The organism is Mesorhizobium sp. M0293, from assembly GCF_040321735.1.
In the GTDB taxonomy this organism is placed as follows: Bacteria; Pseudomonadota; Alphaproteobacteria; order Rhizobiales; family Rhizobiaceae; genus Mesorhizobium.
The window spans coordinates 1-25,964 of sequence record NZ_JAMYSA010000022.1; the positions used below are offsets into that span (position 1 = coordinate 1).

The following is a 25,964-nucleotide window of genomic DNA, read 5'->3' on the forward strand; positions in this document are numbered from 1 at the left end:
CAAAAAGCACAGCCGATCTCCCCCTCAAGGGGGGAGATCGGCTGTGCTTTTTGCTTTCGCCAATTGTGAATGCTGAAAAAGAGGCGGTTCGACCGAAGCTGCCAATCTCCCTCCTTGAGGGGGAGATGTCCGGCAGGACAGAGGGGGGTAGGCCTTGATACCAGCCTCTGGCTCCTATCGCCTTGCCAATGCACGCGTTCATCAATCCATCACGCCTGGCTTTGCCGCAACCTTCGATAACGACGGTTTCGCGCTGGCCGACATTACCGTCGCCGACGGCAAAGTCGTCAGCATTGCAGCGCATGGCAAATCGAAAGCACCTGCTGGTGCCATCGACCTCGCCGGCCGCATAATCCTCCCGTGCTTCGTCGACTGCCACACGCATATCGACAAGGGCCATATCTGGCCGCGAAAGCCCAATCCCGACGGCACCTTCATGGGCGCGCTGAACGCCGCCGGCGCCGACCGTGCCGCACGCTGGAGCGCCGAGGACGTAGCGCGGCGCATGGATTTTTCGCTGTGCTCAGCCTACGCGCATGGCACCAGGGCGCTGCGCACGCATCTCGACAGTGTCGCGCCGCAGGAGGAAATCTCCTGGCCGGTGTTCGAGACAATGCGCGAGGCATGGCGTGGCCGCATCGAATTGCAAGGCGCCTGCCTGCTCGGCATCGAGGGCGTGCGCGACAAGAAGTGGTTCGACAGGCTGGCAAAGCGGGTTGCCGCGGCCAAGGGCGTGCTCGGGGTCGTCACCTATATGGTGCCGGACCTCGAAGAATTGCTCGACCACGTCTTCGCGCAAGCCATCAGGCATGGCCTCGATCTCGATTTCCATGCCGACGAGACCGACGATGTTTCCGCCATATCGCTGAAGAAGATTGCAGAGGCCGCGCTCTGGAACGGCTTCGAGGGCAATATCCTCGTCGGTCATTGCTGCTCGCTGGCGCGCCAGCCGGATCTCGATGTGCTCGACACGCTGGACAAGGTGGAGAAGGCGGGGCTCGCCGTCGTCTCGCTGCCGATGTGCAATCTCTATCTGCAGGACCGTCGCGGCGACGGCACCACGCCGCGTTGGCGTGGCGTGACGCTGCTGCACGAAATGAAGGCGAGGGGCATTGCGGTTGCCGTCGCATCCGACAACACGCGCGATCCGTTCTATGCCTATGGCGATCTCGATATGCTGGAGGTCTACCGCATGGCGACGCGCATCCTGCACTTCGATCATCCGGTCGCCGACTGGCCGCAAGCTGTCACCGCGACGCCGGCCAAAGTGATGCGGCTCGATGGTTTCGGCACGCTGGCCGCCGGCGGCGATGCCGATTTCATTGTGTTCAAAGGTCGAAGCTGGACGGAATTGCTGTCGCGGCCCGAATCGGATCGCATCGTCGTGCGCCGCGGACGCGCAATCGAGCGGCAATTGCCCGATTATGCCGAACTCGACGAACTGATGGTGGAATGATGGACGTTTCGGCGCTCAAACGCGATCTCGAAGGCCTGAAGGTTGACGACAATCCGGCCATCGTCCAGCAGAAGAGCCGCGATTTCTATTGGTATAGCCCGGTGCTGAAGCAACAGCTCGATCATGTCACCGGCGATTTGATCGTGACGCCGAAGAACGAGGCCGAACTGATCCGCGTGCTCGCCGCCTGTCATCGGCATGGCGTCCCGGTGACGCCGCGCGGCAGCGGCACCGGCAATTACGGCCAGGCGATGCCGCTTTCAGGCGGCGTCGTGCTCAACCTTGCCGAGATGAACGAGGTCAAGTCGATCGCACCGGGGCGCGTTGTGACCGGACCTGGGGCCATTCTGGCCGACATCGACAAGGCAACGCGGGCGCATTCCGGGCAGGAGCTGCGGTTGTCGCCGTCCACCTACAACACGGCCTCGATCGGAGGCTTTATCGCCGGCGGTTCGGGCGGCGTCGGCTCGATCAATTTCGGTGGCCTGCGCGATTTCGGCAATGTGCTTCGCCTGCGCGTGGTGACCATGGAGGTGGAGCCGAAGGTGCTCGAACTCACCGGCGAGGATCTGCACAAGGTGACCCATGCCTATGGCACCAACGGCATCATCACCGAAGTCGAAATGCCGCTGACGGCAGCCTACGACTGGGTCGATGTCATCGTCGGCTTCGACACTTTCATGGATACGGCGCGCTACGGCAACGCGCTGGCTTGCCAGGACGGCATCCTGACCAAGCTGATCACGCCGATAGCGGCACCCGTGCCGCAGCTCTATTTCAAGCGGTACCAGAAGTTCCTCAGGGAAGGGCAAAGCATCTGTGTCGTCATGGTGGCGCAGCATGGGTTGGATGCCTTTCTGGCCTTCACCCGCCGTGCCGGTGGCGAGGTTATTTTCAGCGCCGCCACAGCGACGCCGGACGAGAAAAAGGGCCTGCCGCCGGCCTATGAGCTTGCCTGGAACCACACGACGCTCAGGGCGCTGCGCGTTGACCCTTCGATCACCTATCTGCAATCGCTTTATCCCTTTCCCAACCAGCTGGCGCTGGTCGAAAAGATGGACGCGATGTTTCCGGGCGAGGTTTTTTCGCATCTGGAATTCGTGCGGCTGGACGGCAACATCACCTGCTTCGGCCTGCCGCTGGTCAAGTTCACCACCGAAGCGCGGCTCGACGAGATCGTGCGCCTGCATGAGGAGAACGGCTGCCCGATTTTCAACCCGCATCGCTACACACTGGAAGAGGGCGGCATGAAGCAGACCGACGCGGTGCAGCTTGCCTTCAAGCGCGAAACCGATCCGCAAGGCCTGCTCAACCCCGGCAAGATGATCGCCTGGGAGAACCCGGACTACGACTACCGGTCGGGCCGGACATTCCTGTTCAAGGGGCTGCAGAGGACGGGATGAGAGGTTCGCGCTTGAGCACCCCCCTCTGGCCTGCCGGCCATCTCCCCCGCAAGGGGGGAGATTGGCAGCGAGGGCGCTGCGGCCAATCTGCCACGCTGACAGTTGGCGAAAGCGATGCGGCAGTCCGATCTCCCCCCTTGCGGGGAAGATGCCCGGCAGGGCAGAGGGGGGTGCCTCGCGCTGACCTGCGAGACTTCATCCCATGAACATCCTCGTCCTCTACGCCCATCCGGTCGAGACCAGCTTCAATGCCGGCCTGCACCGGATGATCGTCGAGCGGTTGACGGCAGCGGGCCATACGGTCGATGACTGCGACCTCTATGCCGAAGGTTTCGATCCGCGGCTGACGCGACATGAACGGCTGGACTATCACAACCAGCGCGGCCCCGCCGACGCTGTGGCGCCTTATGTCGAACGCCTGCTGCGCGCCGAGGCGCTTGTGCTGTCCTATCCAGTCTGGAATTACGGCTTTCCGGCGATCCTGAAAGGTTTTTTCGATCGCGTCTTCCTGCCCGGCGTGTCGTTCAAGCTGGTCGACGGCAAGGTGCAGCCGTCGCTGCATAACATCCGCAAAATTGCAGCGGTGACCACCTATGGCGGCAGCCGGTTCCGCGCCATGCTGATGGGCGATCCGCCGCGCAGACTGATCAAGCGCATGCTGCGCGCCACCGTAAAACCGGGCGCGCCGGTGACCTATCTCGCGCATTACGCGATGAACCTGTCGACCGACGGCACGCGCGACGCTTTCATGGCCAAGGTCGCGGCACGCATGGAGGCGTTCTGATGCGTGCGCTGGTGGTCTACTGCCATCCGGTACCCGACAGCTTCTGCGCGGCAATTCGTGACAGCGCCGTCGAGGTCCTGACGCGAAGAGGCTGGGAGGTGCGGCTGCTCGATCTCTATGCCGAGAAATTCGACCCGGTGATGGGCTGCGACGAGCGGCGCTCCTACAATGACCAGGCGCCGCAGGACCCGGCGCTGAAGCCGCATTTCGAACTGCTCAACTGGGCCGAAGCGATCCTGTTCGTCTATCCGACCTGGTGGTATGGGCTGCCGGCGATGCTGAAGGGCTGGCTCGACCGGGTGTGGGCGACGGACGTCGCCTTCAAGTTGCCGGCGGGCAAGGGGCGGATCAAGTCGCTGATGACGCATGTGACAAAGGTCGGCGTCATCACCACCTGCGGCGCGCCGACCTGGTGGAGCGTCGTCGTCGGCCAGCCCGGACGCAAGACCCTTTTGCGCGGCATGCGCGCGCTGTGCGCGACGCGCTGCCGGACGTTCTTCCTGGCGCACTACCTGATGGATTCCTCGACACCGCAGACGCGGGCAGCGTTTTTGGCGAAAGTGCGGGCGAAATTGGAGCGGTTTTGAGTTTTTCACCCTCCCCCTTGAGGGGAGGGTCGCGCAGCAAATGCCGCAAAGCGGCTTTTGCGAAGCGGGGTGGGGGTCTCGTCGGGCGCTATCCCCCACCCCGTCCCGCAATCTCCGCTCCGCTCCGATCGCGAGCCGACCCTCCCCACAAGGGGGAGGTAAGAGGCGCTACATCCTCACCCGCTCCGACTTCGGGTCGTACATCGGCTTCAATGACGCTTCCGCCGCAAAACGCTCGCCGGCGATCTCGATCTCGTAGGATGAGCCCAGCACGTCCGCCTCGCTCTCGCCCTGGCACTTGATATAGCCCAGCCCGACAGCGCCGCCGAGATGATGGCCGTAATTGCCCGAGGTGATCGGACCGACGATCTTGCCGTCGCGCAGGATCGCTTCGTTGTGGAAAAGCAGGGGTTGCGGGTCCTTCAGGCGGAACTGGACCAGCCGGCGTGACAGGCCGGCTTCCTTCTTCTTCAATACTGCATCACGCCCAATGAAGTTGCCCTTGGCCGTTTTGACCGCGAAGCCAAGGCCGGCTTCCAGGACATTGTCCTCATCGGTGATGTCATGGCCGAAATGCCGGAAGGCTTTTTCGATGCGGCAGGAATCTAGCGTGTGAAGGCCGCAGAGTTTCAGGCCGACTTGGGCGCCGGCCTCGTCGATCGCTTCGAAAACATGGGCCGCCTGGTCGGTCGAGACATAGAGCTCCCAGCCGAGTTCGCCGACATAGGTGACACGGTGCGCACGGGCCAGGCCCATGCCGATCTCGATCTCCTGGAACGTGCCGAACGGATTGGTTTCGTTGGAGAAGTCGTTCGGGCTGACTTTCTGGATCAGTTTTCGTGCGTCCGGTCCCATCAGGCAGAGTACGCTTTCGGCCGCCGTGACATCGGTGATGACGACGAATTCATCGGTCAGATGCTTGCGCAGCCAGGCGAGGTCGCGCTGCAGCGTGGCGCCGGGGACGACTAGAAAGAAAGCCGTTTCCGACAGGCGCGAGACGGTGAGGTCGCTCTCGATACCGCCGCGCTGGTTGAGCATTTGGGTGTAGACGATCTTGCCCGGCGCGACGTCCATGTCGTTGGCGCACAGCTTTTGCAGGAAAGCGCAGGCGTCGCGGCCCTCGACACGGATCTTGCCGAACGAGGTCATGTCGAACAGGCCGACCTTGTTCCTGACCGCGAGGTGCTCGTCGCGCTGGTTGTCGAACCAGTTCTGCCGCTTCCAGGAATAGCGGTATTCGCGCTCCTGGCCCTCGCGGGCGAACCAGTTGGCGCGCTCCCAGCCGGCGACTTCGCCGAAGACAGCGCCACGCGCTTTCAAATGCTCATGCAGCGGCGAACGCCTGACATTCCGCGACGTCGCCATCTGTCGGTAAGGAAAATGATCGGCATAGAGCAGGCCGAGCGTTTCGGAGACGCGCTCCTTGAGGTAACGGCGGTTCTTCTGGAACGGCTGCGCGCGGCGGATGTCGACTTCCCACAGATCGAAGGGGGCTTCGCCGTCATTGATCCACTGCGCCAGCGCCATGCCGGCGCCGCCGGAGGAGACGATGCCGATCGAATTGTAGCCGGTCGCCATCCAGTAGCCGGACAGCTCCGGCGCTTCACCCAGGTAATAGCGGTCGTCCGGCGTGAAGCTCTCGGGACCGTTGAAGAAGGTGTGGATGCCGGCGGTCGCCAGCATCGGCATGCGGTTGACGCCCATTTCGAGGATCGGCTCGAAATGATCCATGTCCTCGGGCAACTGGTCGAAGCAGAAATCCTCGCGGATGCCGTCCATGCCCCAGGGCTTGGCCACCGGCTCGAAGGCGCCCAGCATCATCTTGCCAGCGTCCTCCTTGTAGTAGGCGCATTCGTCGGGCACGCGCAGCACCGGCAGCCGGCCGAGGCCGGGGATCGGCTCTGTGACGAGATAAAAATGCTCGCAGGCATGCAGCGGGATGGTGACGCCGTTCTGCGCGCCGAGTTCGCGCGCCCACATGCCGGCGCAGTTGACGACGATGTCGGCCTCGATGGTGCCTTGTTCTTCGCCCTGTGCCCAGGAAACGCCGGTGACGCGGCCGGCCCTAGTGTGGACCTTGGTGACCTTCACATTCTCGACGATGGTGGCGCCGCGCTGGCGGGCGCCCTTGGCCAGCGCCATGGCGATGTTGGCGGGGTCGCACTGGCCGTCGAGCGGCAGATGCACGGCGCCGACGACGTCCGAGACATTCAGATGTGGGTACATCTGCTTGACTTCATTGGGAGAAATCTCGCGGACATCGACATCGAAGGCGCGCGCCAGCGACGCCTGCCTGTAAATCTCGTGCTTGCGCTCCTCGGTCAGCGCCACAGTGATCGAGCCGACCTGGCGCATGCCGGTGCCGACCTCGGTCTCGGCTTCCAGCTTGACGTAGAGATCGGCGGAATATTTCGCCAGCCGGGTCATGTTCTGCGAGCCGCGCAACTGGCCGATCAGGCCGGCGGCGTGCCATGTCGTGCCCGATGTCAGCTGCTTGCGTTCCAACAGCACGATGTCGGTCCAGCCAAGCTTGGCCAGGTGGTAGGCGACCGAACAGCCGGAGACGCCGCCACCAATGATGACGGCTCTTGCTTTATTTGGAATGGCCTTGGCGGTCATGCGGCCTCGCGACGGTAGCTAGAAGCAAAGCGGCGCAGCCGAAGCGCTGCTTCTTGCAGCACGGGCTCTGGCTGGCAGAGGCTGATGCGGATATGGCCGGCGGCGGCCTCGCCGAAGCTGGAGCCGGGCATCACGCCGACATTTTCCTTGTCGAGCAAGGCCCAGGCGAATTTCTCGTCATCGGGTTCGACGGCTGAGATGTCGAGCATGACATACATGCCGCCCTCTGAACCGCGCACGGTGACATCGTTCATGCCGCGCACGGCATCGAGGAAGACGGTCCGGCGCGCGGCGTAGCGCTCGGCGATGTCGTTGACGCCATAATGGTTCTCCAGCGCTTCGGAACAGGCGATCGAGATGAAGGCCGGCAGGCCGTAGGTCGTCACCAGATTGAGATTGATCATCAGCGTGATCATCTCCTCCGGCCCCGTCAGCCAGCCCATGCGCCAGCCGGTCATTCCATGGCTCTTGGACATCGAATTGATAACCAGAGTGCGCTCGGCCATGCCGGGCAGCGAGCGCGGCGAGACGTGCTCGCCGCCACCCAGCGTCCAATAGACTTCGTCCGACAGCAGCCACAGGTCGTGCTCCCGGCATACTTCCGCCAACTGCTCCAGCCGCTCGCGCGAATAGACCGCACCGGTCGGGTTGTTCGGCGTGTTGATCAGGATGGCGCGCGTGTTCGGCCGGATTGCCGCGCGGATCATGTCGGCACGCGGTTGGAAGCCATCCTCGGCGGGTGTCTCGACGACGGTGAAATCCGCGCCTGCGGCGCTGAACGTGTTGGGATAGGTGGCGTAGTAGGGCGCCACGACGATAGCGTGGTCGCCCTGGTCGAGTACCCCCTGCACGGCAGCGTATAGTGCGGCCTGGCCGCCCGGCGTGGCGATGACCTGATCCGGCGACGTCTCGACGCCGGTGCAGGCGCTCGAGGCTGCCGCCATCGCCTTACGCAGGCGCGGCAACCCGGGAAGCGGGGTGTAGTGATGATTGCTGCCGCGAACCGCGGTCACGCAGGCTTCGATCGTCTGCGAAGGCGTGTCGAAATCATGGTCGCCAACCGACAGCATGATGATGTCTTCGCCGGCCTCCTTGCGGGTCCAGGCGGCGAAATGGACCTCCCAGCCGTCCTTGCCAGAAGGCACGATGCCGGAAATGCGCGATGATGGTCTAGGCATGCAAAACTCCCGAAATTTTGTAGCCGGCCTGTTCGAGCCGGTCGCGCAGAGCGGCGATATGCGGCGGTCCGACTTCGCAGCAGCCGCCAACGATGCTGGCGCCAGCCTCCACCCAGCCGATCGCCTGGTCGGCATAGGCGTCCGGGCCGAGATCATGGCGGGCATGCAGCACGTCGACGGTGCCGCCGTGCTTGAGTGCTTCGGTCGAGGTGAAGCCATTGGCATAGGCGCCGACCGGGCCGCCGAGGTTGATCAGTTCAGGCAAGGCTGCGGCGATTGCTTCCGGCCGGCAGCAATTGACCAGCCGCGCCGCGACGGTCAGGCCGTCAAGCGCGCCTGCCGCGGCGGCTATTGCCTCGCCGCTGCGCAGCCGCGGTTTGCCGTGATCGGCCAGCGTCCACGACACCCAAACCGGCTTGCCGCTTTCCGATGCAGCGGTGACGGCCGCGCGGGCTTCGTCCGCCGACGCCATGGTTTCACACAGGAACAGATCGACGCCTTCGGCCTGCTCGGCAACGATGCGGCGGTAGATGTCGAGCGTCTCCTCGAAGGAAATGGTCAGTGCCGGCGCATAGCTGCCGAACAGCGGCGACAGGCAGCCGGCAATCGCGGTGTCGCCAGCCTCGTCGCGGGCTTGCCTGGCCAATTCGATGCCGCGCTTCTGCAAAGGCTTGAAGAGGTCTTCCGCGCCTTCGCGCGCCAGGCGTTCGGGTGTCGCCGAATAGGTGTTGATGGTGATGACACGGGCGCCGGCACGGATGAATTCCGCGTGCAGATCACGCACCAGATCCGGTTCGTCGATCAGTACCCTGGCCGACCATAGCGGTGTCGGCTCGGACTTGCTGCGGCGGACCAGTTCCTGGCCCATGCCGCCATCGGTGAGGATGACGTTCTTCATGCGCGCAGCCTCTCGTTCTTCGGATCCCATAGCGGCTCATCTTTCTGCACGGTCGCCTGGAAACGGTCGCCGAAGATTTCGACCTCGACGGTCGTGCCGGGTTCGGTCAGGTCGGCGCGCAGCATGCCGAGCGCGATCGATTTATCGATGCGATGGCCCCAGCCGCCCGACGTCGTCTCACCAACGATCCGCCCGTCATGCCACAGCGTCGACATAAAGGGAGCGTCGCAGTCGCCGGGATTCTCGACGACCAGCGTGACGAAGCACTTCTTCACGCCCTGTTGTTTTTCGTTCAGCAACGCCGCCTTGCCGCGGAACTCGGGCTTATCCGATTTGACGAAGCGCTCGAGCCCGCCTTGCAGGATCGAATAGTCGGTCGAAAGGTCGCCCTTCCAGGTGCGGTAGCCTTTTTCAAGCCTGAGCGAATCCAGAGCATACATGCCGAACGGCTTGAGCCCATGCTGCTGTCCGGCCGCGCAGATGGCGTCGAAGATGGCGGCGGTGTCGTCAACCCTGGTGTGGATTTCCCAGCCGAGTTCGCCGGCGAAGGAGACGCGCACAAGCTTCGCCCACCGACCAGCGATTTTCGTCTCCTGATGCGTCAGCCATGGCAGAGTGAGGTCAGCCTCGCAGACATCGGCGAGGATTTTCCGCGAGTTAGGGCCGGCCAGGATCTGGGTCGAGAATTCCTCGGTCCGGTCGATCAGCTTGAACGGCGCATCCTTGGGCATGCGCGATTTCAGCCATTCGAAATCATGCCATTGCGCGACCGCGGCGGTGATCAGCGTCATCACATTCTCGTCGTGGCGCACGACTGACATTTCGGTGACGATGCGGCCCTTATCGTCGGCAAAATAGACCAGGCCGATGCGGCCGGGCTTGGGCACCAGCCCGGTGACCTGCAGGCTCAGCCATTCGGCGGCACCCGGCCCTTCGAGATTGAAGCGGGAGAAGCCCGGCAGGTCCAAAATGCCGGCGGCATCGCGCACCGCCAGGCACTCCTCGCGCACGCGATGTTGCCATGGCCCGTCGCGGCGGAAGGTCAGCGTCGCTTCCTCCGAAACATCATCGCCATCTTTCGCGTACCAGGTGGCGCGCTCCCAGCCATTGTAGGCGTCGAAGCAGGCGCCGAACGCCTTGATACGATCGTGGATCGGCGACAGTTTGCGGTCGCGCCCTTCCGGCCAGGCATGGCGTGGAAACTGGATTGCGTATTCGTTGCCGTAGATCTCCATGCCCTTGGCGACACAATAGTCCGGCGCCGAGGCAAAGGAGGTGAAGCGGCGCGGATCGCACGACCACATGTCCCATTCGGTCTGGCCCTCTGTCACCCATTCGGCCAGTACCTTGCCGGCGCCGCCGCCCTGGGCGATGCCGAAGGTGAAGACGCAGGCCTCGAAGGCGTTGGGAACGCCGGGCATCGGCCCGATCAGCGGATTGCCGTCCGGCGTGTAGGGGATCGGCCCGTTGATGACCTTGGACAGGCCGGCGGTGCCCAGGATCGGCACGCGGGCGACGGCGTCGGCCAGATAATGTTCCAGCCGGTCGAGATCGTCGGGGAACAGCTGGAAGGAAAAATCCTCCGGCATCGGATCATTGTGGGTGGCCCAATGCGCGCGGCAATTGCGCTCATAGGGGCCGAGGTTCATGCCGTTCTTCTCCTGGCGCAGATAGTAAGAGGTGTCGACGTCGCGCAGCAGCGGCAGTTTTTTGCCCTGTTCCTTCGACCACGCCGCCAGCTCGGGGATTTCCTCGAACAGTATATACTGATGGCTCATCACCATCATCGGTACCTCGCGGCCGAACATCTTGCCGACTTCGGCGGCGCGATAACCGGCGGCGTTGACGACGATCTCGCAGCGGATCTCGCCTTGTCCCGTCTCGACCACCCATTCGTCGTTCTCGCGGCGCACGCCTGTGACCGGGCAGAAACGGATGATTTTTGCGCCCATGTCGCGCGCGCCCTTGGCCAAGGCCTGGGTGAGTTGCGCTGGATCGATGTCGCCATCGCTCGGGTCGTAGAGCGCGCCTTTCAGATCATGCGTCTCGATGAACGGGTAGCGGCGCTTGATCTCGTCGACGCCGACAATGTCGATGTCCATACCCTGGTAGCGGCCCATGCCCTTGGCGCGCTGGAACTCCTGCATACGCTCGACGGAGTGGGCAAGGCGCAGCGAGCCGGTAACGTGATAGTTCATAGGATAGTCGACCGCTTCGGCCAGTCCGCGATAAAGCTCGGTCGAATAGCGCTGCATGTTCATCAGCGACCAGGACGAGGAGAAGGTCGGCACGTTGCCTGCGGCATGCCAGGTCGAGCCGGAGGTTAGCTCGTTCTTTTCCAGAAGCACGCAGTCGGTCCAGCCCGCCTTGGCGAGATGATAGAGCGAGGAGGTGCCGACGGCACCGCCTCCGATGATCACCACGCGCGCCGTGCTCGGCAAACCCGCCATGTTCTTCTCCCACACATTCACTTAGTAGACTGGTGGCGAAACCACCCAGATGACAATTGCCGGCTCGGAACCCGGATTGCGCCAGCGGTAGGGCTTGCCTTCGAAGCGAAAGGAATCGCCCTCGCCAAGCCGATGCCAGACGCCCGCTATCTCGATATCGAACAGTCCGGACGCGACGTATCCGGCTTCCTCGGTCGGCCGCTGCGCCTCGGCCTTCAGTTCCGCGCCCGGCGCGAAGACCGACCGCACCATCTCGAAGCTACCGCCGAGATCGGGCGACAGAAGCTCCTCCACCAGGCCGGATTCGCTTGTGCCAAGCGTCCGGCGCCGGCCGGCGCGCACAACCACGCCGCGCTCGCTTTCGATAGGCACGTCATGGCTGAAGAACAGGCTGATCGGTACACCGAACAATTCGGCGAAGGCCCTGAGATCACTGAGCGACGGCGTCGACAGGCCGCGTTCGACCTGGCTGACCCAGCCGACCGAACGGCCAAGCTTCAGGCCGATCTCGGCCAGCGTCAGTCCGCGCGCCTTGCGCAGCGCCCTGATGTCGCTGGCCAGCACGCGTTCGTCAGGTCCCTGCAATGTTCTTGCGATAGGCGAAGGCAAAGCGCTCACTTCGTGAAAAATTCCAGATGAATTTCATGAGAAATCAAGCGCATGAAAAAATCAAGCGGATTTTCACGCATGCTCAAGATTTGCTTGCACGATTTTGACGGTTCATGCAAAGGCTCGGGCACGAACGGCGAGTGGGGACGTCTGGTCGAGACGAGGGTTAAGGGACGGCCCATGCTGGAAAACACCACCCGAATTGCGGGCGAAGCCGAGATTGTCGACGAGGCGATCCTGTCGCGCCGTTCGGTGCGCGCATTCCTGCCCGACATGGTCGACGACGACACCATTCGTGCCATTCTGGAGGTTGCGGCGCGGGCTCCGTCGGGCACCAACATGCAGCCCTGGAAGGTCTACGTCACCAAGGGCGAGACCAAGCGGCGGATATCAGACGCCATTCTCAATTCTGGCATTCGCGCCGAAAAAGCCGACTGGGACGAGTACCGCTACTATCCCACCCAGTTCTTCGAGCCGTATCTGACCCGGCGCCGCGCCAACGGCTTCGGCCTCTATGGCGCGCTCGGCATCGGCCGCCGCGAGGTCGACAGGATGCGCGCCCAACACGACCGTAACTTCGTCTTTTTCGACGCGCCGGTCGGCATGATCTTCACCATCGACCGCCGGCTCAACCAGGGCTCGTGGATCGACTACGGCATGTTCCTGCAGAACATCATGGTCGCGGCGCGGGGCAGGGGTTTGCATACCTGCCCACAAGCGGCGTTCGCGCCCTACCACCGGCAGATCAGGCCGGTGCTCAACATTCCCGACGAGGAGATCGTCGTTTGCGGTATGGCGCTTGGCCATGAAGACACGTCAAAACCTGAAAACACCTTCCGCACCGATCGCGTGCCGCTGGAAGAGTGGGTGACGTTCAGCGAATAAGCCGGCCGGCTAGGAACCCGGGTGGTAGGTAGGCAAGCAGCGCACAGAGCGTGATGACGCCATCGATCACGACCAGGAGGCGGAAGTCGTCGGCGAGAGGCCGGCCGCCTACTGCACCTCGTAGCCGACTTCCTCGCTGGCGTGACAGAGCGCCTTCCAGAATGAGCGCGCGAAGGAGCGGAAGACATAGATGTCGAACTGGTCGGCGCCGGTGCGCTGGAGCTGGGCGAAGACGTCGTGATGGGTGGTCGAACGGCCGGCGCCGACCGGAAAGGCCGGCAGCGAAAAGTCGATGGCGAAGAACTTCGCCAGCACCCATTCGGCCTTCGGCCCGGCGATGCGGATAGCGGTGCGGCCATGCGAGAGGTCGGTGACGGTACCAATGGCCGGGGTAACCACCTTGGCAAAGGCCGCGGCCAGCCCTTCGGCCTCGTCGGCAACGGTGAACTTTCCCGGCGCGAAGCCGAACACCGACTTCACGCCGTCGCTCAAGCCGCCGCCAGCACCATCGGGTAGAGCAAGCCCGGTGACGCTGCGGATGGCTGCAATCAGCTTCTTCTCCTCGCCGGGCCAAGCCGCGAGCTGCACGATCGAGCCAGGCGTCGTTTCGGTCAGGATGATTTCGACGCCATGCTCGAAATTGCCGTGCGAGCCGACGTGAAATTCCGGCTCGAGTGGCGATTGACGCTCAACCATGCATGCGGCTCCCGTCCGGATCGAAGAAGTGGTTGGAGACGATCTCGACCGGTCCGAACCGGTTGCGCAGGGGATCGGAGACATGGGCGCGTGTGCCTTGCCTTGCGTTGCCGCCCTTGACCAGCGCCAGCGCTATATGCTTGCCGAGCGCCGGCGAATAGCAGCAGGCGGTGATGTGACCGATCGAGCCGTGCGGATTGGCTTCGTCAACCTCCTCGACGATGTGCGCGCCGCCATTGAGCGGCCGGTTGTCGAGGGCGATCAGGCCGACCAGTTCCAGGCGGTCAGATGCGATCAGGCCTTCGCGATCCATCATCGCCGAGCCGATGAACGGCTTCTTCTTCGACAGCATCCAGTCGAGATGCAGATCGCGCGCCGTCGTGCGGCCGTCGATCTCGGCGCCGGTGACATGCCCCTTCTCGATGCGCATCGTGCCCAGTGCTTCAAGACCGTAGGTGACGAGCCCGAACGGCCTGCCGGCCTCGACCAACGCTTCCCAGACATGGGTGCCGTAGCCGGCGCCGGAATAGACCTCGAAGGCCATTTCACCGGAGAAGGAGAGCCGGCAGATCATAACCGGCACGCCTGCTATCTCGCCACGCACGATGCCCATGAAGGGCAAGGTGGCATTGTCGACCGACGTGCCGGTGACACAAGCGGCGAGGATCTGCCTGGCCTTCGGCCCGCCGATCGCGGCACCCGCCCATTCGTCGGTCACCGAGGTGACGTGCACTTTCAGGTTCGGCCAGATCACGTCGAGGAAATACTCCAGATGCTGCATCACCTTGCCAGCGTTGGCCGTGGTGGTGGTCATCAGGAAATCCTGCTCGCCGAGCCGCCAAGTGGTGCCGTCGTCGAAGGCGAGGCCGTCCTCGCGCAGCATCAGCCCGTAGCGCGCCTTGCCGACGGCCAGCGTCGAAAACATGTTGGTGTAGACGCGGTCGAGAAACGCTGCGGCGTCGGGCCCTTGCACCGCAATCTTGCCCAGTGTCGAGACATCGACGATGCCGGCGCTGTCGCGCGTCGCCTTGGCCTCGCGGACATAGGCCTGTTCGACCGTTTCGCCGGCAAGGCCGTAGATCATCGGCCGGTACCAGAGGCCGGCGGAGTACATCGTCGCGCCATTGGCGACGTGCCAGTCATGCATCGGCGTCAGCCGCTCGGGCTTCAGGTCGCCAAAACGCTCCGCCGCCAGCGAGCCGATCGACACCGGCGCAAAGGGCGGCCGGAAGCGCGTCGTGCCGACCTCGGGGATCGGCTTGCCCAGCGCTTCGGCCATGATGGCAAGGCCAGGCACGTTAGAGCTCTTGCCCTGGTCGGTCGCCATGCCGAGCGTTGTGTAGCGCTTCAGATGCTCGACCGAGACGAAGCCTTCGCGGTGAGCCAGCCGCACGTCCTCGGCCGTGACGTCGTGCTGGAAGTCGACAAAGCTCTTGCCGTTGGCCCTGATCTCGAACACCGGCGCCGGATCGGGATCGCCGGGTGCTGCCTCAACCGTAGGCAGCACGGCGGGTGTGCTCTGCCCGCCGGCGGCGGCGAGGCCGGCGGCGCGTCCTTCGGCGAGCGCTTCGAGCGTCGAAAAACTGCCGGTGAAGGCACCGGCGCCGATCCATTGCTGTGTGGGCCACTTTTGTGTCGGCTTCGGCGGCAGAAAGGCTTGCCGCGCGGCGTTCCATTCCGCCTTGGCGCCGGCCTGGCTGGCCAGATGGATGGTCGGCGACCAGCCGCCGGACATCAGCAGGCAATCGGCATGGATGCTGCGCGCATCGCCGATGAGCGCGCCATTGGTCATGTCGAAGCGTTGCAGCTTGAGGCTGGACAGCGCCTTGCCGCCTTCGGTGGCGACGACCGCATGGCCGGCGAAGATTTCGGCTTCGGCTTCGGCGGCCAGCTTGCGCATCTCTGGCGAAAGTTCCGGCCTGACATCGGCGATGGCGACGACCGCGGCACCGGCTTTCTTCAAGGCGACGGCCGCCCGATAGGCGCTGTCATTGTTGGTGAACAGCGCGATCTTCTCGCCCGGCAGCACGCCGAACTCGTTGGCATAGCGCTCGGCTGCATGTGCCAGCATCACGCCTGGCCGGTCATTGCCGGGGAAGACCAGCGGGCGCTCAAAAGCACCGGTGGCCAGGACCACGGATTTGGCGCGGATCGCCCAGTAGCGATGGCGCGGCTCGCCCTTGCCGGGCTGGTCCTTGTGGTCGCTGACCCGTTCGAGCGCGGCAAGCGTGTTGTTGTCGTAATAGCCCCACACCGTGGTGCGCGGCAAAAGCCGGACATTGTCGCGGCCCTCGAGCTGGGCGACGGTGCGGCGGGCCCAGTCGCCGGCCGGCGCACCGTCAATCGTTTCGTCGGACCAGTTGGCCGAACCGCCGAAACGCGGCTCGAGATCGGCCAGCATGACGCGCGCGCCCTGATCGGCGGCGGCCTTGGCGGCCATCAGGCCGGCCGGGCCGGAGCCGACCACCAGCACGTCGCAAAAGGCGTTCATGCGCTCGTAGCGGGCCGGATCCTTTGCCGATCCGGCGCTGCCGAGACCGGCGGCGCGGCGGATGAAGTGCTCGCAGAACATCCAGAAGCGCGTGCCCTTGAGCGGACCGAACACCGGTCCCATGAAGGTCTTGTAGTAGAAGCCGGCCGACAGGATCTTGCCGCCAAGCTGGTTGACGGCGTTGATGTCCCAGGCAAGCGACGGAAAACGGTTCTGGCTGATGGCAACCAGCCCGTCATGGATCTCGACCATGGTCGCCGGAATGTTGGGCTCGCGAACCTCACCCTTCAGGACCGTCACCAGGGCGTTGGGCTCCTCGACACCGGCAGTCAGCAATCCGCGCGGGCGGTGGTGTTTGAACGAGCGGCCGTAAAGGGTGACGCCCTTGGCCAGCAGTGCCGATGCCAGCGTGTCGCCGGCATGGCCGGTATAGGGCGCGCCGTCAAAGGTGAAGCGGATGGTTTTCAGCCGGTCGATGCGGCCGCCGGTGTCGGTGCGGCGCGGGCTCATGACTTGCCCTCCGCCTTGCGGCGCGCGGCCGAGGTGTGATCGCCGCGCCCATGATCACCCCTTACGAAGGCGACGCTCAAAATCTCATGCGTCAGCGTGTTGCGCACGACCCGCAGATGCGCGCGGCAACCGCCGGAATGTTGCCAGATCTCATTGTGGTCACCGGCCGGATTCAGCCTGTCATAGACATAGGCGTTCCACGCCTCGAAATTCTGCGAGGCGGGGTCGGGACGCTCACGATTGCCGTCACCTTGATAGGTGAACTCGATGACGTCGCGCGGGCCGCAATAGGGGCAAGTGATCAACATTGGATTTTATTCTTCTTGTTTGACCATGATCTTATCGGAAAACCGGCATCCACTTTTCCGGATCATGGTCTAATGCAGCCGCGGGTTTGCACCCTGGCCCTTGTCGTCGATCACCAGGCCGCGGTGGAAGCGGTCGAGGGTGAAGGGTGCGTTGAGGTCATGCGACTGGTCCTTGGCGATGGTCCAGGCGAAGCACCAGCCGGAAGCCGGCGTCGCCTTGAAGCCGCCATAGCACCAGCCGCAGTTGAGATACATGCCGGGCAAGGGACCGGCGGTGATGATCGGCGAGCCGTCCATCGACATGTCGCAGACGCCGCCCCAGGAGCGCAGCATGCGCACGCGGGCAAGGCCCGGAAACAGCGCCAGCATCTCGCTCATCACCTCGTCGACGACAGGCAGATTGCCGCGCTGGGCGTAGCTGTTGTAGCCGTCGATGTCGCCGCCATAGATGAGGCCGCCCTTGTCCGATTGCGACATGTAGAAATGGCCCATGCCGAAGGTGACAACCGTGTCGATGAAGGGTTTCAGCGATTCGGTGACGAAGGCCTGCAGCACATGGCTCTCGATCGGCATCGTCTCGATGCCGGCCAGCTGCATGACGCGTCCGGTGCTGCCGGCAACCGCGACAGCCACCTTCTTGGCGCGGATGTCGCCACGCGAGGTGGTGACGCCGGTGACGCGGTCGCCGTCGCGCAGGAAGCCGGTGACCTCGCAATTCTCGATGATGTCGACGCCGCGACGGTCGGCGCCGCGCGCATAGCCCCAGGCCACCGCATCGTGGCGGGCGGTGCCGGCGCGCCGCTGCATCAGGCCGCCGACCACCGGAAAGCGTGCGCTGTCGGAGATGTCGAGCGCCGGGATCAGGCGCTTGATCTGCGCCGGCGTCATCAATTCCGCATCGACGCCGAGATGGCGCATGGCATTGCCGCGCCTTGCATACTCGTCGAACTGGGCCGGCGTGTGTGCCAGGTTCAGGCAGCCGCGCTGCGAGAACATGACGTTGTAGTTGAGGTCGTGCGAGAGGTTCTCCCACAGCTTCATCGAATGTTCGTAGAAGCGGGTGTTGGCCGGCAGCAGATAATTCGAGCGCACGGCCGTCGTGTTGCGGCCGACATTGCCAGAGCCGAGCCAGCCCTTTTCCAGCACGGCGACATTGGTGATGCCGTGTTCCTTGGCGAGATAGTAGGCGGTGGCCAGCCCGTGACCGCCGCCGCCGATGATGATGACATCATAGGATGCCTTCGGGTCCGGCTTGCGCCATGCCGGCTTCCAGTCCTTGTTTCCCTTGAGCGCGTTCGCGAGCAGCGAAAAGGCCGAGTACTCTGCCATCATTGTCATCCGGTTCGGGCAATGCGGCAGACTATAGAGCAGGCCGCATCGGCAAAGCCAATATTGCGCCATGGCCTTTCGACTGGCCGACGCCTGTGTGATCGGATGGGCCAGCGATGGTTGCGACGGCTTGCCCCATGATATGGCCGTCTCTATCAAGGACAGGCTTTCAAATTGCCTTTGCCGCACGAGTCGCCGTCAAAATCATGATTTTCCGATTGCTTCGCCGCATTTTGATTCTCGCGCTCGTTTTCTCGGCGCCGCCCTCGTTCGACGCCATGGCGCAAGCGCTCGGCCAGGGCGCCGCCGGACTGATCACCGATCAGCAGAAAGTCATTCAGGGCCTGACGGCCAAGACTGACGACCTCGACAAGAAGATACAGCAGGACGGTGAGGACGATGCCTCGCTGGTGGATGTCCGTCTGCAGCTGGAGGATCTGTCGCGGGCGGCACTCACCAGTGCGCTGGCGTTCCGTTCTCGCCTCACCGATATCAACAATCGGATCGAGATGCTGGGTCCGTCGCCCGCGGCGGGCCAGCCGCAGGAGCCCGACATAGTGACCGGCGAACGCCAGGCGCTGGCGTCGGAAAAGGCCGAGATCAACGCGGTCGTCGCCAGCGCGCAGAACCTGTCGATCCGCATCAGCGGGCTGATCGACAGGATCGGCAACATACGCAGCGAGCTATTCCGCAACCTTTTGACCAAGCGCTACGTGCTGTCCGATGCCCTGAGCCCGCAGGTCTTCTCCGACGCCCAGGACGAATATGCCAACCTGTACAAGGCTGTGTCGTCCTGGCTGAGCTTCGCTTTCAAGTTCAAGTTCCAGGCCATCCTGGCAGCGACCTTCGTGGCGCTCGGGCTGGCGCTGGTGCTGCTGGTCGGCGGCAGGCGGCTGTTCGGACGCGTGTTCGAAGCCGATCCTTCCAACGAGGATCCGTCCTATCTCAGCCGCTTGTCGGTGGCCTTCTGGTCGACATTGCTGCCGTCGCTGGCGGTCAGCGTGTTTCTCGCCTCCACGGTGTTCTTTTTCAACTATTACAATGTGTTACGCGGCGACATCGGTGTCTTCCTGAATGCGCTGGCGGCCGTCATCGCGGGGGTGTTCTGCGTCAACCGGCTGACCAATGCGGCGCTCGAGCCGCGGCTGCCGAACTGGCGGCTCATTCCCGTCGAAACCGGCCCGGCGCGCTGGCTGGTGCGGCTGACGACCGCCATGGCCGTGGTCATCGGCGTCAACTATTTCCTGTCGATCGTCAACGACAAGATGGGCTCGCCGTTGTCGCTGACCATCGCCCGCAGTTTTGGCGCCACCATCATCGTCGGCGTCATCCTGATCCTGATGGCGATGCTGAGGCCGTTCAAGGCGCGTGATGGAAGCTGGCGGCCGTGGCCGGCATGGCTGCGCTACACATCGCTTGCGCTTGGCCTTTTCACCATCATTGCCGCGCTGCTCGGCTATATCGGCCTTGCCTTGTTCGTGTCGCTACAGGTCGTGGTTACCGGCACCGCGTTGATCACCGCCTATATCGGCTTCCTGTCGGCGCGCGCGATCGGCGAGGAGGGCGCTTTCGCCAACACATCCGTCGGGCGCTGGCTGTCGGCCAATTCCAGCTATGAGGATACGGCTCTCGACCAACTCGGCCTCGTCGTCAGCGTCGCCATCAATGTGATGATCGTGCTGGTGTTCCTGCCGCTGATCCTGCTGATGTGGGGCTTCCAGCCCGGCGACATCCAGGCCTGGGCCTACAAACTGGCAACCGGGATCAATATCGGTTCGGTGACGATTTCGGTCACCGGCATCCTTTCGGGCATCGTCGTCTTCATCATCGGCTATTTCCTGACGCGCTGGTTCCAGGGTTGGCTCGACGGTTCGGTGATGGCACGCGGCAAGGTCGATACCGGGGTACGCAATTCGATCAGGCTGGCGGTCGGCTATGCCGGTGTCGCGCTGGCGGCGCTGGTCGGCATCTCTGCAGCGGGCATCGATCTGTCCAGTCTGGCACTGGTTGCCGGCGCTCTTTCCCTCGGTATCGGTTTTGGCCTGCAGAATGTGGTGTCCAATTTCGTTTCCGGCCTGATCCTTCTGGCCGAGCGGCCGTTCAAGGTCGGCGACTGGATCGTCGCCGGCGATGTCAGCGGTACCGTGAAGAAGATCAGCGTGCGCGCAACCGAGATCGAAACCTTCCAGCGGCAATCGGTGATCCTGCCCAATTCGAACCTGATCAACAACGCAGTCGGCAACTGGACGCACCGCAACAAGCTTGGCCGCATCGACATCAAGGTCGGCGTCGCCTATGGCAGCGACGTCAAGCAGGTTCATGCCGTCCTGCTGGACATCGCACGCGGCCATCCGCTGGTGCTGAAGAATCCCGAACCCTTCGTGCTGTTTTCCAATTTCGGGCCCGCCGCACTCGAATTCGAGATCCGCGTGTTCCTGGCCGATGTGATGAACGGCAACGTCGCGCAAAACGACATCCGATTTGCCGTGCTCGAAAAATTCAGCGGCGAGCACATCGAGATTCCCTCGACGCCGCGCGCCGTCGTCGAAGTCCACAAGCCCAAGGCCTGGCCGACCGACGACGACAAGATCGAGGCCGACTTCGCCGAACAGGAGCAGGCCAGGGTAGAGGCCGCGGCCGAAGCGAAACGGGCCGCCAAGACGGGGCGCAAGCTGCGCAAACCCGATCCCGACTAGGGGTATGTCGATGTTCAGCCAGCCTGCCCGGCTAAAGCCAATTGCGGCATGAATGCGGCATTCAGTTGCGGTTCAGCTTCCATCTCATATAAGCTCCCATGCAAAGGCGAAAATGCCTTGCGAAATGCAACAGAGGCGGTGGGAACACCGATATTGCAACATGTGGAAGTCTCTCGTCGCTGCCGTCGCCCTGGTCGCCGCCATCGGCTCGGCCCATGCCGCAAGCGCGGTCAACAAGGACGCCGAGACCCGCACGCTGATCGTGACGGAGGGCGGCAGCAAGACTGACCTTGCGCTGGCCGGTGGCGAAACGGTCGAGTTCTGCCCGAATGGCTGTTTCGTCACCTTGCCCAATGGCGACCTCGAAGCCCTGACCGGCTCGGAAACGGTCGAAATCTCAGGCGGCGTCGCCCGCATCAAGTAATTTTGGTGGCATGATTGGAAAGGCCGGGCATTTGCTCGGCCTTTTATCGTTTCCGGTATCGATTGTTTAACAATGACGCCGGAAATACCACCACGGCAGCCGTCTACAACCGTGCGTTTTAACGTTCGCTACGCCGTTCCCCGCTATACCAGCCTCAAGACGCCGAAAAGCGGCGCGCAACGAGATCCGGGGTTCCGGAACATACGCGGGCAGGGCAGGACAGACATGGATGCGCGGTCGGACAGGAACGCAATACCGCTTGCGGTCGATCTCGACGGCACGCTGATCGCGACCGACCTGTTGTGGGAAGGGCTGTTCATCCTTCTCAAGAAGAACCCGCTCTATATTTTCCTCGTGCCCTTCTGGGCGGCCGGTGGCCCGGCGCGGTTGAAGCAGGCGATCGCGCAGCGCATCGACATCGATCCGGCATCGCTGCCCTATCGTGAGACGCTGCTTTGCCGCCTTCGGACCGAGCACGCCGAGGGCCGCAAGATCGTGCTGGCGACCGGTACGCCGCGCAAGTTCGCGAACGCCATCGCTGCCCATCTCGGCATTTTCGATCGGGTGCTGGCCACCGACGGTCTCGCCAATCTCACCTCGGGCAGGAAGCGGGCCTCGCTGATCGCGGCCTATGGCGATGGCGGCTTCGACTATGCCGGCAACAGCCGCCACGACCTCCAGGTCTTCGACGCCGCGCGCAACGCGATTGTCGTCGCGTCCGACCGCCATGCCGCGCGCTGGCAGATGGCACACGGCGCCGAGACGATGCCGGTGCCGAAGCCAAATTTGCGGACCATCGTCAAGATGCTGCGCGTCCATCAGTGGCTGAAGAATTCGCTGATTGCAGTGCCGATGGTGCTCTCGCATGAATATTTCAACACCGATATGATCTGGGAATGCCTGCTGGCGTTCGTCTCGTTCAGCGCGGTGGCATCGGCCATCTACATCCTCAACGATTTCTTCGACCTCGCGCTCGACCGCAAACACCTCACCAAGCGCAATAGGCCGTTCGCCAGTGGTGCGCTGTCGATCCCGTTCGGCCTTGGCGCGATCGCGGTGCTTTTGGCGATCGGCGTCGGCACCGGGCTGTTCTTGTCGCCTGAATTCCTGGCCGTGCTCGGTGGCTACATGGTCGTCACCACGGCCTATTCGCTGTCGTTCAAACGCATGCTGCTGGTCGACGTACTGACGCTCGCCGGCCTCTACACGATCCGCGTCCTGGCCGGTGCGGCGGCGACCGGCGTCGACGTTTCGTTCTGGCTGCTCGCCTTCTCGATCTTCTTCTTCCTGTCGCTGGCGCTGGTGAAGCGCTTCGTCGAACTGCGCACCACCGCCATTCCACATGGCGAGCGCATTGCCGGCCGCGGCTATCGCACCGAGGACCAGGAGATCGTCGCCCAGGCCGGCGTGGCCTCGGCCTTCTCCTCGGCGCTGGTGCTGGCGCTCTACATGGACAGTGTCGCGGTGCGCGAGCTTTATCCGCATCCGTGGCTGATCTGGCCGCTGGCGCCGATCGTGCTTTATCTCACCATGCGTGTCTGGATCCTGGCGCGCCGCAACGAGATGCATGACGATCCGGTCGTCTTCATCATTCGCGACTGGCGCAGCCAGATCGTGGTGCTGATCGGCGCGGTGATGCTGGTCATCGGGGGCTGGTAGGCATGGCCGCCGGACGCTTCCCCAGCTTTGGCCTTGCCACACCGCCGGCGCCGCGCGCGATCGGCGCCGATGAGGCGATCGCGCTGCTGAAGGGCGGTCAGGCGAAGCCAGCGTCTTTGCTTGCCTATGGCAACGGGCGCTCCTACGGCGATTCCTGCCAGAACCAGGCCGGCGCGGTCGTCGACATGCGATCGCTGAACCGGATCCGCGCCTTCAACGCCGAAACCGGTGTTCTCGAGGCGGATGCCGGCGTGCTGTTGTCCGACATCATCGCCCACGCCGCCCCTTACGGCTTCTTCCCGGCGGTTGTGCCAGGCACGCAATTCGTCACGCTCGGCGGCGCCATCGCCAACGACGTGCATGGCAAGAATCACCACCGGCGCGGCACATTCGGCTGCCATGTCGAGAGCTTCATGCTGCTCAGGTCCGACGGGAAGACCCGTCGCTGCTCGGCATCAGACAATACGCGGCTGTTTCGGGCGACGATCGGCGGCATGGGGCTGACCGGTGTCATCCTGTCTGCCTCGATCAGGTTGATGCGGGTTCCTTCCCTCGACATCGTCGAGAAGGCGACGCCGTTTCGCGATCTGAGCGAATTCTTCGGCCTGGCCGAGGCTGCCGATCAGGCCAACGAGTACGCGGTGGCCTGGATCGACCAGCTTGCCGGCGGCCGCAACAGTGGCCGAGGGCTGCTGTTGTCAGGCAATCATGCAGAACACGGCTCGCATGCCGCCTCGCGAGCCGGCGGCAATCTCTCGGTGCCGGTCCAGCCGCCGTTCAATGTGCTCAATCGGCCGTTCCTGGCCGCCTTCAACGCCGCCTACAGGTGGAAGAAGGGCCGGGCAACCGTGCCGCGCCAGGTCGGATATCAGGGCTTCTTCTTCCCACTCGACGGCGTGCGCGACTGGAACCGGCTTTACGGACCGAAAGGGCTTTTCCAGCACCAGAGCGTGGTGCCGGAAGAGACGGCGCGCGAGGCGGTGCCGGCGCTGCTGGCGGCTGCGAGGCAAGCCGGGCAGGGCTCGTTCCTCACCGTGTTGAAACGCTTCGGCTCGATCCGCTCGCCGGCGCTGCTGTCGTTTCCGCGCCCCGGCTACACTTTGACCCTGGATTTCCCCAACAGGGGGGCTGCGACGCTCGCCTTGCTGCGGGAACTCGATCGCATCACGGTCGCGGCCGGCGGCGCGGTCAACCCCTACAAGGACGCCCGCATGGGCGCCGACATCTTCGCTTCGTCCTTTCCCGAATGGGCACGGTTGGAGACACTGCGCGATCCCGCCTTCATGTCTGATTTCTGGGCGCGGACGGCAGGGAACCTGGACACGCGGCGCGGCGTGATCGAGGCGGCGGAATAGATAAAACCTGAGTAATTCTTGGTTATCAAATCGTTAAATCCAGGATTCACTCAAAACATTCTTGTGGCTTCACGAAATGTTTGCGGGTTTGTAGTAGTAAACGTGAAGGGGTGGCTTGGAACACATGAAATACATCGTCTTCATTCTCTTCACCGTCGTGACCAATGCTGCTGCACAGCTGATGCTGAAGCAAGGCATGATGTCGCTTGGGCCGATCTCGTTCGAGGGCGTCAATCCGCTGGTCAAGCTGTTGCAGATCGTCTTCAGTCCGTGGGTGTTCCTGGGCCTCTGCACCTTCGTCATCTCGATGGCCTCGCACCTCTATGTGCTGTCCAAGGTCGAGCTCTCCTTCGCCTATCCATTCCTCAGCCTCGCCTATGTCGCTGTCGCCATCTTCGCCTATTTCGTCTTCCGCGAGGACCTCAATGGCTGGCGCATCGCCGGCATCGCCTGCATCTGCGTCGGCACGGTGCTGATCGCGCAAAGTGGACGCGGGCATGACACGGAAACAGCTTCCCTTTCGTCCGACAAGATTCACAGCGAGACCGTTCGATGAGACATGTGATTTTCGGCGGCGACGGTTTCGTCGGCCGCCACCTTGCCCCGAAACTTATGGCCGATGGTGAAGAGGTTGTCGTCGCCGACATCGTCAGGAGCGACCTGCCGCACTACCGCAGCGTCCGCTTCATCAAGTGCGATGTCACCGATCCTGCGTCCGTTGCCAGGGTTGGGCTGAAGGTCGACGACATGGTCTACAATCTGTCGGCCAAGATGCTGTCGCCGATCCAGGTGCGCGCCAAGCGGCACGACTTCTTCTTCCCGGTCAATTTCCATGGCACCGAGCATATCATGCAGGCCATGGACAGAGCCGGCGCAGCCAAGCTCGTCCATTACACGACCGACATGATCTACGGCCACACGGTCACCCAGCCGATGACCGAAGAGCATCCGGTCGCGCCGCTCGGCGAATATGGCTGGTCGAAGCAGAAGACCGAGGAGCTGGCCGCCGAATGGCGCAAGCGCGGCATGTCGATCTCGCTGTTTCGCCCGCGCCTGATTATCGGACCCGGTCGGCTCGGCATCCTCGAAAAACTGTTCAAGCTGATCGACTGGAGTTTCCCCGTGCCGATGATCGGTTCGGGCAAAAATCCCTATCAGTTCATCTCGGTGTTCGATTGTGCCGAGGCCGCCCGCGCGGCCTGGAAAGCCGGTGTGCCTGACGAGGCTTATAATCTGGGTTCGCTCAATCCGCCGCCGGTCAGGAAATTGCTCGGCGATCTGATCAGGCATGCCGGCTCGAAATCGATCCTGATTCCGACACCCGGCTGGGCGGTGAAGCGCACGCTCGACCTGCTCGACCTCATGAACATGCCGATCATGGATCCGGAGCAATATCTGATCGCCGACGAGGAGTGCGTGCTCGACGTGTCCAAGGCCGGGCGCCAACTCGGCTGGGTGCCGCAATATCGCGACGAGGACATGCTGATCGCCGCCTACAGCGAGTACCGCGCCAAGAAGGCCGGTCATGCTGTCGCCACCAAACATGTGCCCGCCGAATAGCGGCTCGCAAAACAGATTTCGTTGCGCCCGATCCTGGTCGTGCGTGCAGACAGGAGACTGAAATGAC

Annotated in this window: 20 protein-coding genes; 11 read left to right on the forward strand and 9 right to left on the reverse strand. The window is 63.4% G+C overall.

Annotated features, from left to right (window positions below; all coding sequences use genetic code 11):
* Positions 1-154 precede the first annotated feature (154 nt).
* The 4 genes from NKJ06_RS11005 to NKJ06_RS11020 all read left to right on the forward strand — a co-directional run bounded on the left by NKJ06_RS11005 (position 155) and on the right by NKJ06_RS11020 (position 4,230).
* Positions 155-1,456, forward strand: a complete 1,302-nt coding sequence (locus tag NKJ06_RS11005; protein ID WP_352809783.1) for a cytosine deaminase — start codon at positions 155-157, stop codon at positions 1,454-1,456.
* A complete protein-coding gene (locus tag NKJ06_RS11010) occupies positions 1,456-2,859 on the forward strand; it encodes an FAD-binding oxidoreductase (protein WP_352809796.1) in 1,404 nt (467 codons plus the stop codon). The genes NKJ06_RS11005 and NKJ06_RS11010 overlap by 1 nt, the downstream gene beginning before the upstream one ends.
* 202 nt (positions 2,860-3,061) lie before the next feature.
* Entirely contained in the window at positions 3,062-3,643 is a 582-nt protein-coding gene (locus tag NKJ06_RS11015; protein WP_352809785.1) for an NAD(P)H-dependent oxidoreductase, read from the forward strand.
* Entirely contained in the window at positions 3,643-4,230 is a 588-nt protein-coding gene (locus NKJ06_RS11020; protein WP_352636076.1) for an NAD(P)H-dependent oxidoreductase, read from the forward strand. Before NKJ06_RS11015 ends, NKJ06_RS11020 begins: the two co-directional genes overlap by 1 nt.
* A gap of 168 nt (positions 4,231-4,398) precedes the next feature.
* Here the strand turns inward: NKJ06_RS11020 and NKJ06_RS11025 are convergent, their stop codons facing one another.
* The 5 genes from NKJ06_RS11025 to NKJ06_RS11045 are packed head-to-tail and all read right to left on the reverse strand — an operon-like array spanning position 4,399 to position 11,993.
* Positions 4,399-6,849, reverse strand: a complete 2,451-nt coding sequence (locus NKJ06_RS11025) for a GcvT family protein (protein WP_352809786.1) — start codon at positions 6,847-6,849, stop codon at positions 4,399-4,401.
* On the reverse strand, positions 6,846-8,027 hold the full coding sequence (locus NKJ06_RS11030) for a pyridoxal phosphate-dependent aminotransferase (protein ID WP_352809787.1): 1,182 nt from the start codon (positions 8,025-8,027) through the stop codon (positions 6,846-6,848). The genes NKJ06_RS11025 and NKJ06_RS11030 overlap by 4 nt, the downstream gene beginning before the upstream one ends.
* Positions 8,020-8,925: a homocysteine S-methyltransferase family protein gene (locus NKJ06_RS11035; protein WP_352633043.1), complete on the reverse strand. Its 906-nt coding sequence runs from the start codon at positions 8,923-8,925 to the stop codon at positions 8,020-8,022. Before NKJ06_RS11035 ends, NKJ06_RS11030 begins: the two co-directional genes overlap by 8 nt.
* Positions 8,922-11,375, reverse strand: coding sequence for a GcvT family protein (locus NKJ06_RS11040; protein ID WP_352809788.1), 2,454 nt, complete (start codon positions 11,373-11,375; stop codon positions 8,922-8,924). The genes NKJ06_RS11035 and NKJ06_RS11040 overlap by 4 nt, the downstream gene beginning before the upstream one ends.
* A 21-nt stretch (positions 11,376-11,396) precedes the next feature.
* The gene (locus NKJ06_RS11045) at positions 11,397-11,993 is read right to left on the reverse strand and encodes a helix-turn-helix domain-containing protein (RefSeq protein WP_502905609.1); all 597 of its coding nucleotides are present in this window, start codon (positions 11,991-11,993) and stop codon (positions 11,397-11,399) included.
* Between the two features lie 171 nt (positions 11,994-12,164).
* Between NKJ06_RS11045 and NKJ06_RS11050 the strand changes: the two genes are divergently transcribed.
* Positions 12,165-12,869: a nitroreductase gene (locus NKJ06_RS11050; protein ID WP_352633046.1), complete on the forward strand. Its 705-nt coding sequence runs from the start codon at positions 12,165-12,167 to the stop codon at positions 12,867-12,869.
* 108 nt (positions 12,870-12,977) lie between these two features.
* Here NKJ06_RS11050 and NKJ06_RS11055 read toward each other — a convergent pair whose 3' ends face one another.
* From NKJ06_RS11055 to NKJ06_RS11070, 4 genes are all read right to left on the reverse strand, one after another.
* Entirely contained in the window at positions 12,978-13,565 is a 588-nt protein-coding gene (locus NKJ06_RS11055; RefSeq protein ID WP_352633047.1) for a sarcosine oxidase subunit gamma, read from the reverse strand.
* Positions 13,558-16,566 carry a sarcosine oxidase subunit alpha gene (locus NKJ06_RS11060; protein ID WP_352633048.1) on the reverse strand — a complete coding sequence of 1,003 codons (3,009 nt, stop codon included), beginning with the start codon at positions 16,564-16,566 and terminating at the stop codon, positions 13,558-13,560. Before NKJ06_RS11060 ends, NKJ06_RS11055 begins: the two co-directional genes overlap by 8 nt.
* A complete protein-coding gene (locus tag NKJ06_RS11065) occupies positions 16,563-16,874 on the reverse strand; it encodes a sarcosine oxidase subunit delta (protein WP_352633049.1) in 312 nt (103 codons plus the stop codon). The genes NKJ06_RS11060 and NKJ06_RS11065 overlap by 4 nt, the downstream gene beginning before the upstream one ends.
* Before the next feature lie 69 nt (positions 16,875-16,943).
* Complete coding sequence (locus NKJ06_RS11070; protein WP_352633050.1) at positions 16,944-18,203, reverse strand: sarcosine oxidase subunit beta; 1,260 nt, start codon at positions 18,201-18,203, stop codon at positions 16,944-16,946.
* A gap of 206 nt (positions 18,204-18,409) precedes the next feature.
* Here NKJ06_RS11070 and NKJ06_RS11075 point away from each other — a divergent pair, with 206 nt between their 5' ends.
* The 6 genes from NKJ06_RS11075 to NKJ06_RS11100 all read left to right on the forward strand — a co-directional run bounded on the left by NKJ06_RS11075 (position 18,410) and on the right by NKJ06_RS11100 (position 25,897).
* Complete coding sequence (locus tag NKJ06_RS11075) at positions 18,410-20,899, forward strand: mechanosensitive ion channel family protein (protein ID WP_352633051.1); 2,490 nt, start codon at positions 18,410-18,412, stop codon at positions 20,897-20,899.
* Positions 20,900-21,059: 160 nt separating this feature from the next.
* Entirely contained in the window at positions 21,060-21,323 is a 264-nt protein-coding gene (locus NKJ06_RS11080) for a hypothetical protein (protein ID WP_352633052.1), read from the forward strand.
* A 225-nt stretch (positions 21,324-21,548) separates the two neighbouring features.
* Complete coding sequence (locus tag NKJ06_RS11085; protein WP_352633053.1) at positions 21,549-22,982, forward strand: UbiA family prenyltransferase; 1,434 nt, start codon at positions 21,549-21,551, stop codon at positions 22,980-22,982.
* Between the two features lie 2 nt (positions 22,983-22,984).
* Entirely contained in the window at positions 22,985-24,337 is a 1,353-nt protein-coding gene (locus NKJ06_RS11090) for an FAD-binding oxidoreductase (RefSeq protein ID WP_352633054.1), read from the forward strand.
* A gap of 124 nt (positions 24,338-24,461) precedes the next feature.
* On the forward strand, positions 24,462-24,893 hold the full coding sequence (locus tag NKJ06_RS11095) for an EamA family transporter (RefSeq protein ID WP_352633116.1): 432 nt from the start codon (positions 24,462-24,464) through the stop codon (positions 24,891-24,893).
* Positions 24,890-25,897: an NAD-dependent epimerase/dehydratase family protein gene (locus tag NKJ06_RS11100; protein ID WP_352633055.1), complete on the forward strand. Its 1,008-nt coding sequence runs from the start codon at positions 24,890-24,892 to the stop codon at positions 25,895-25,897. Before NKJ06_RS11095 ends, NKJ06_RS11100 begins: the two co-directional genes overlap by 4 nt.
* Positions 25,898-25,964: the final 67 nt, after the last annotated feature.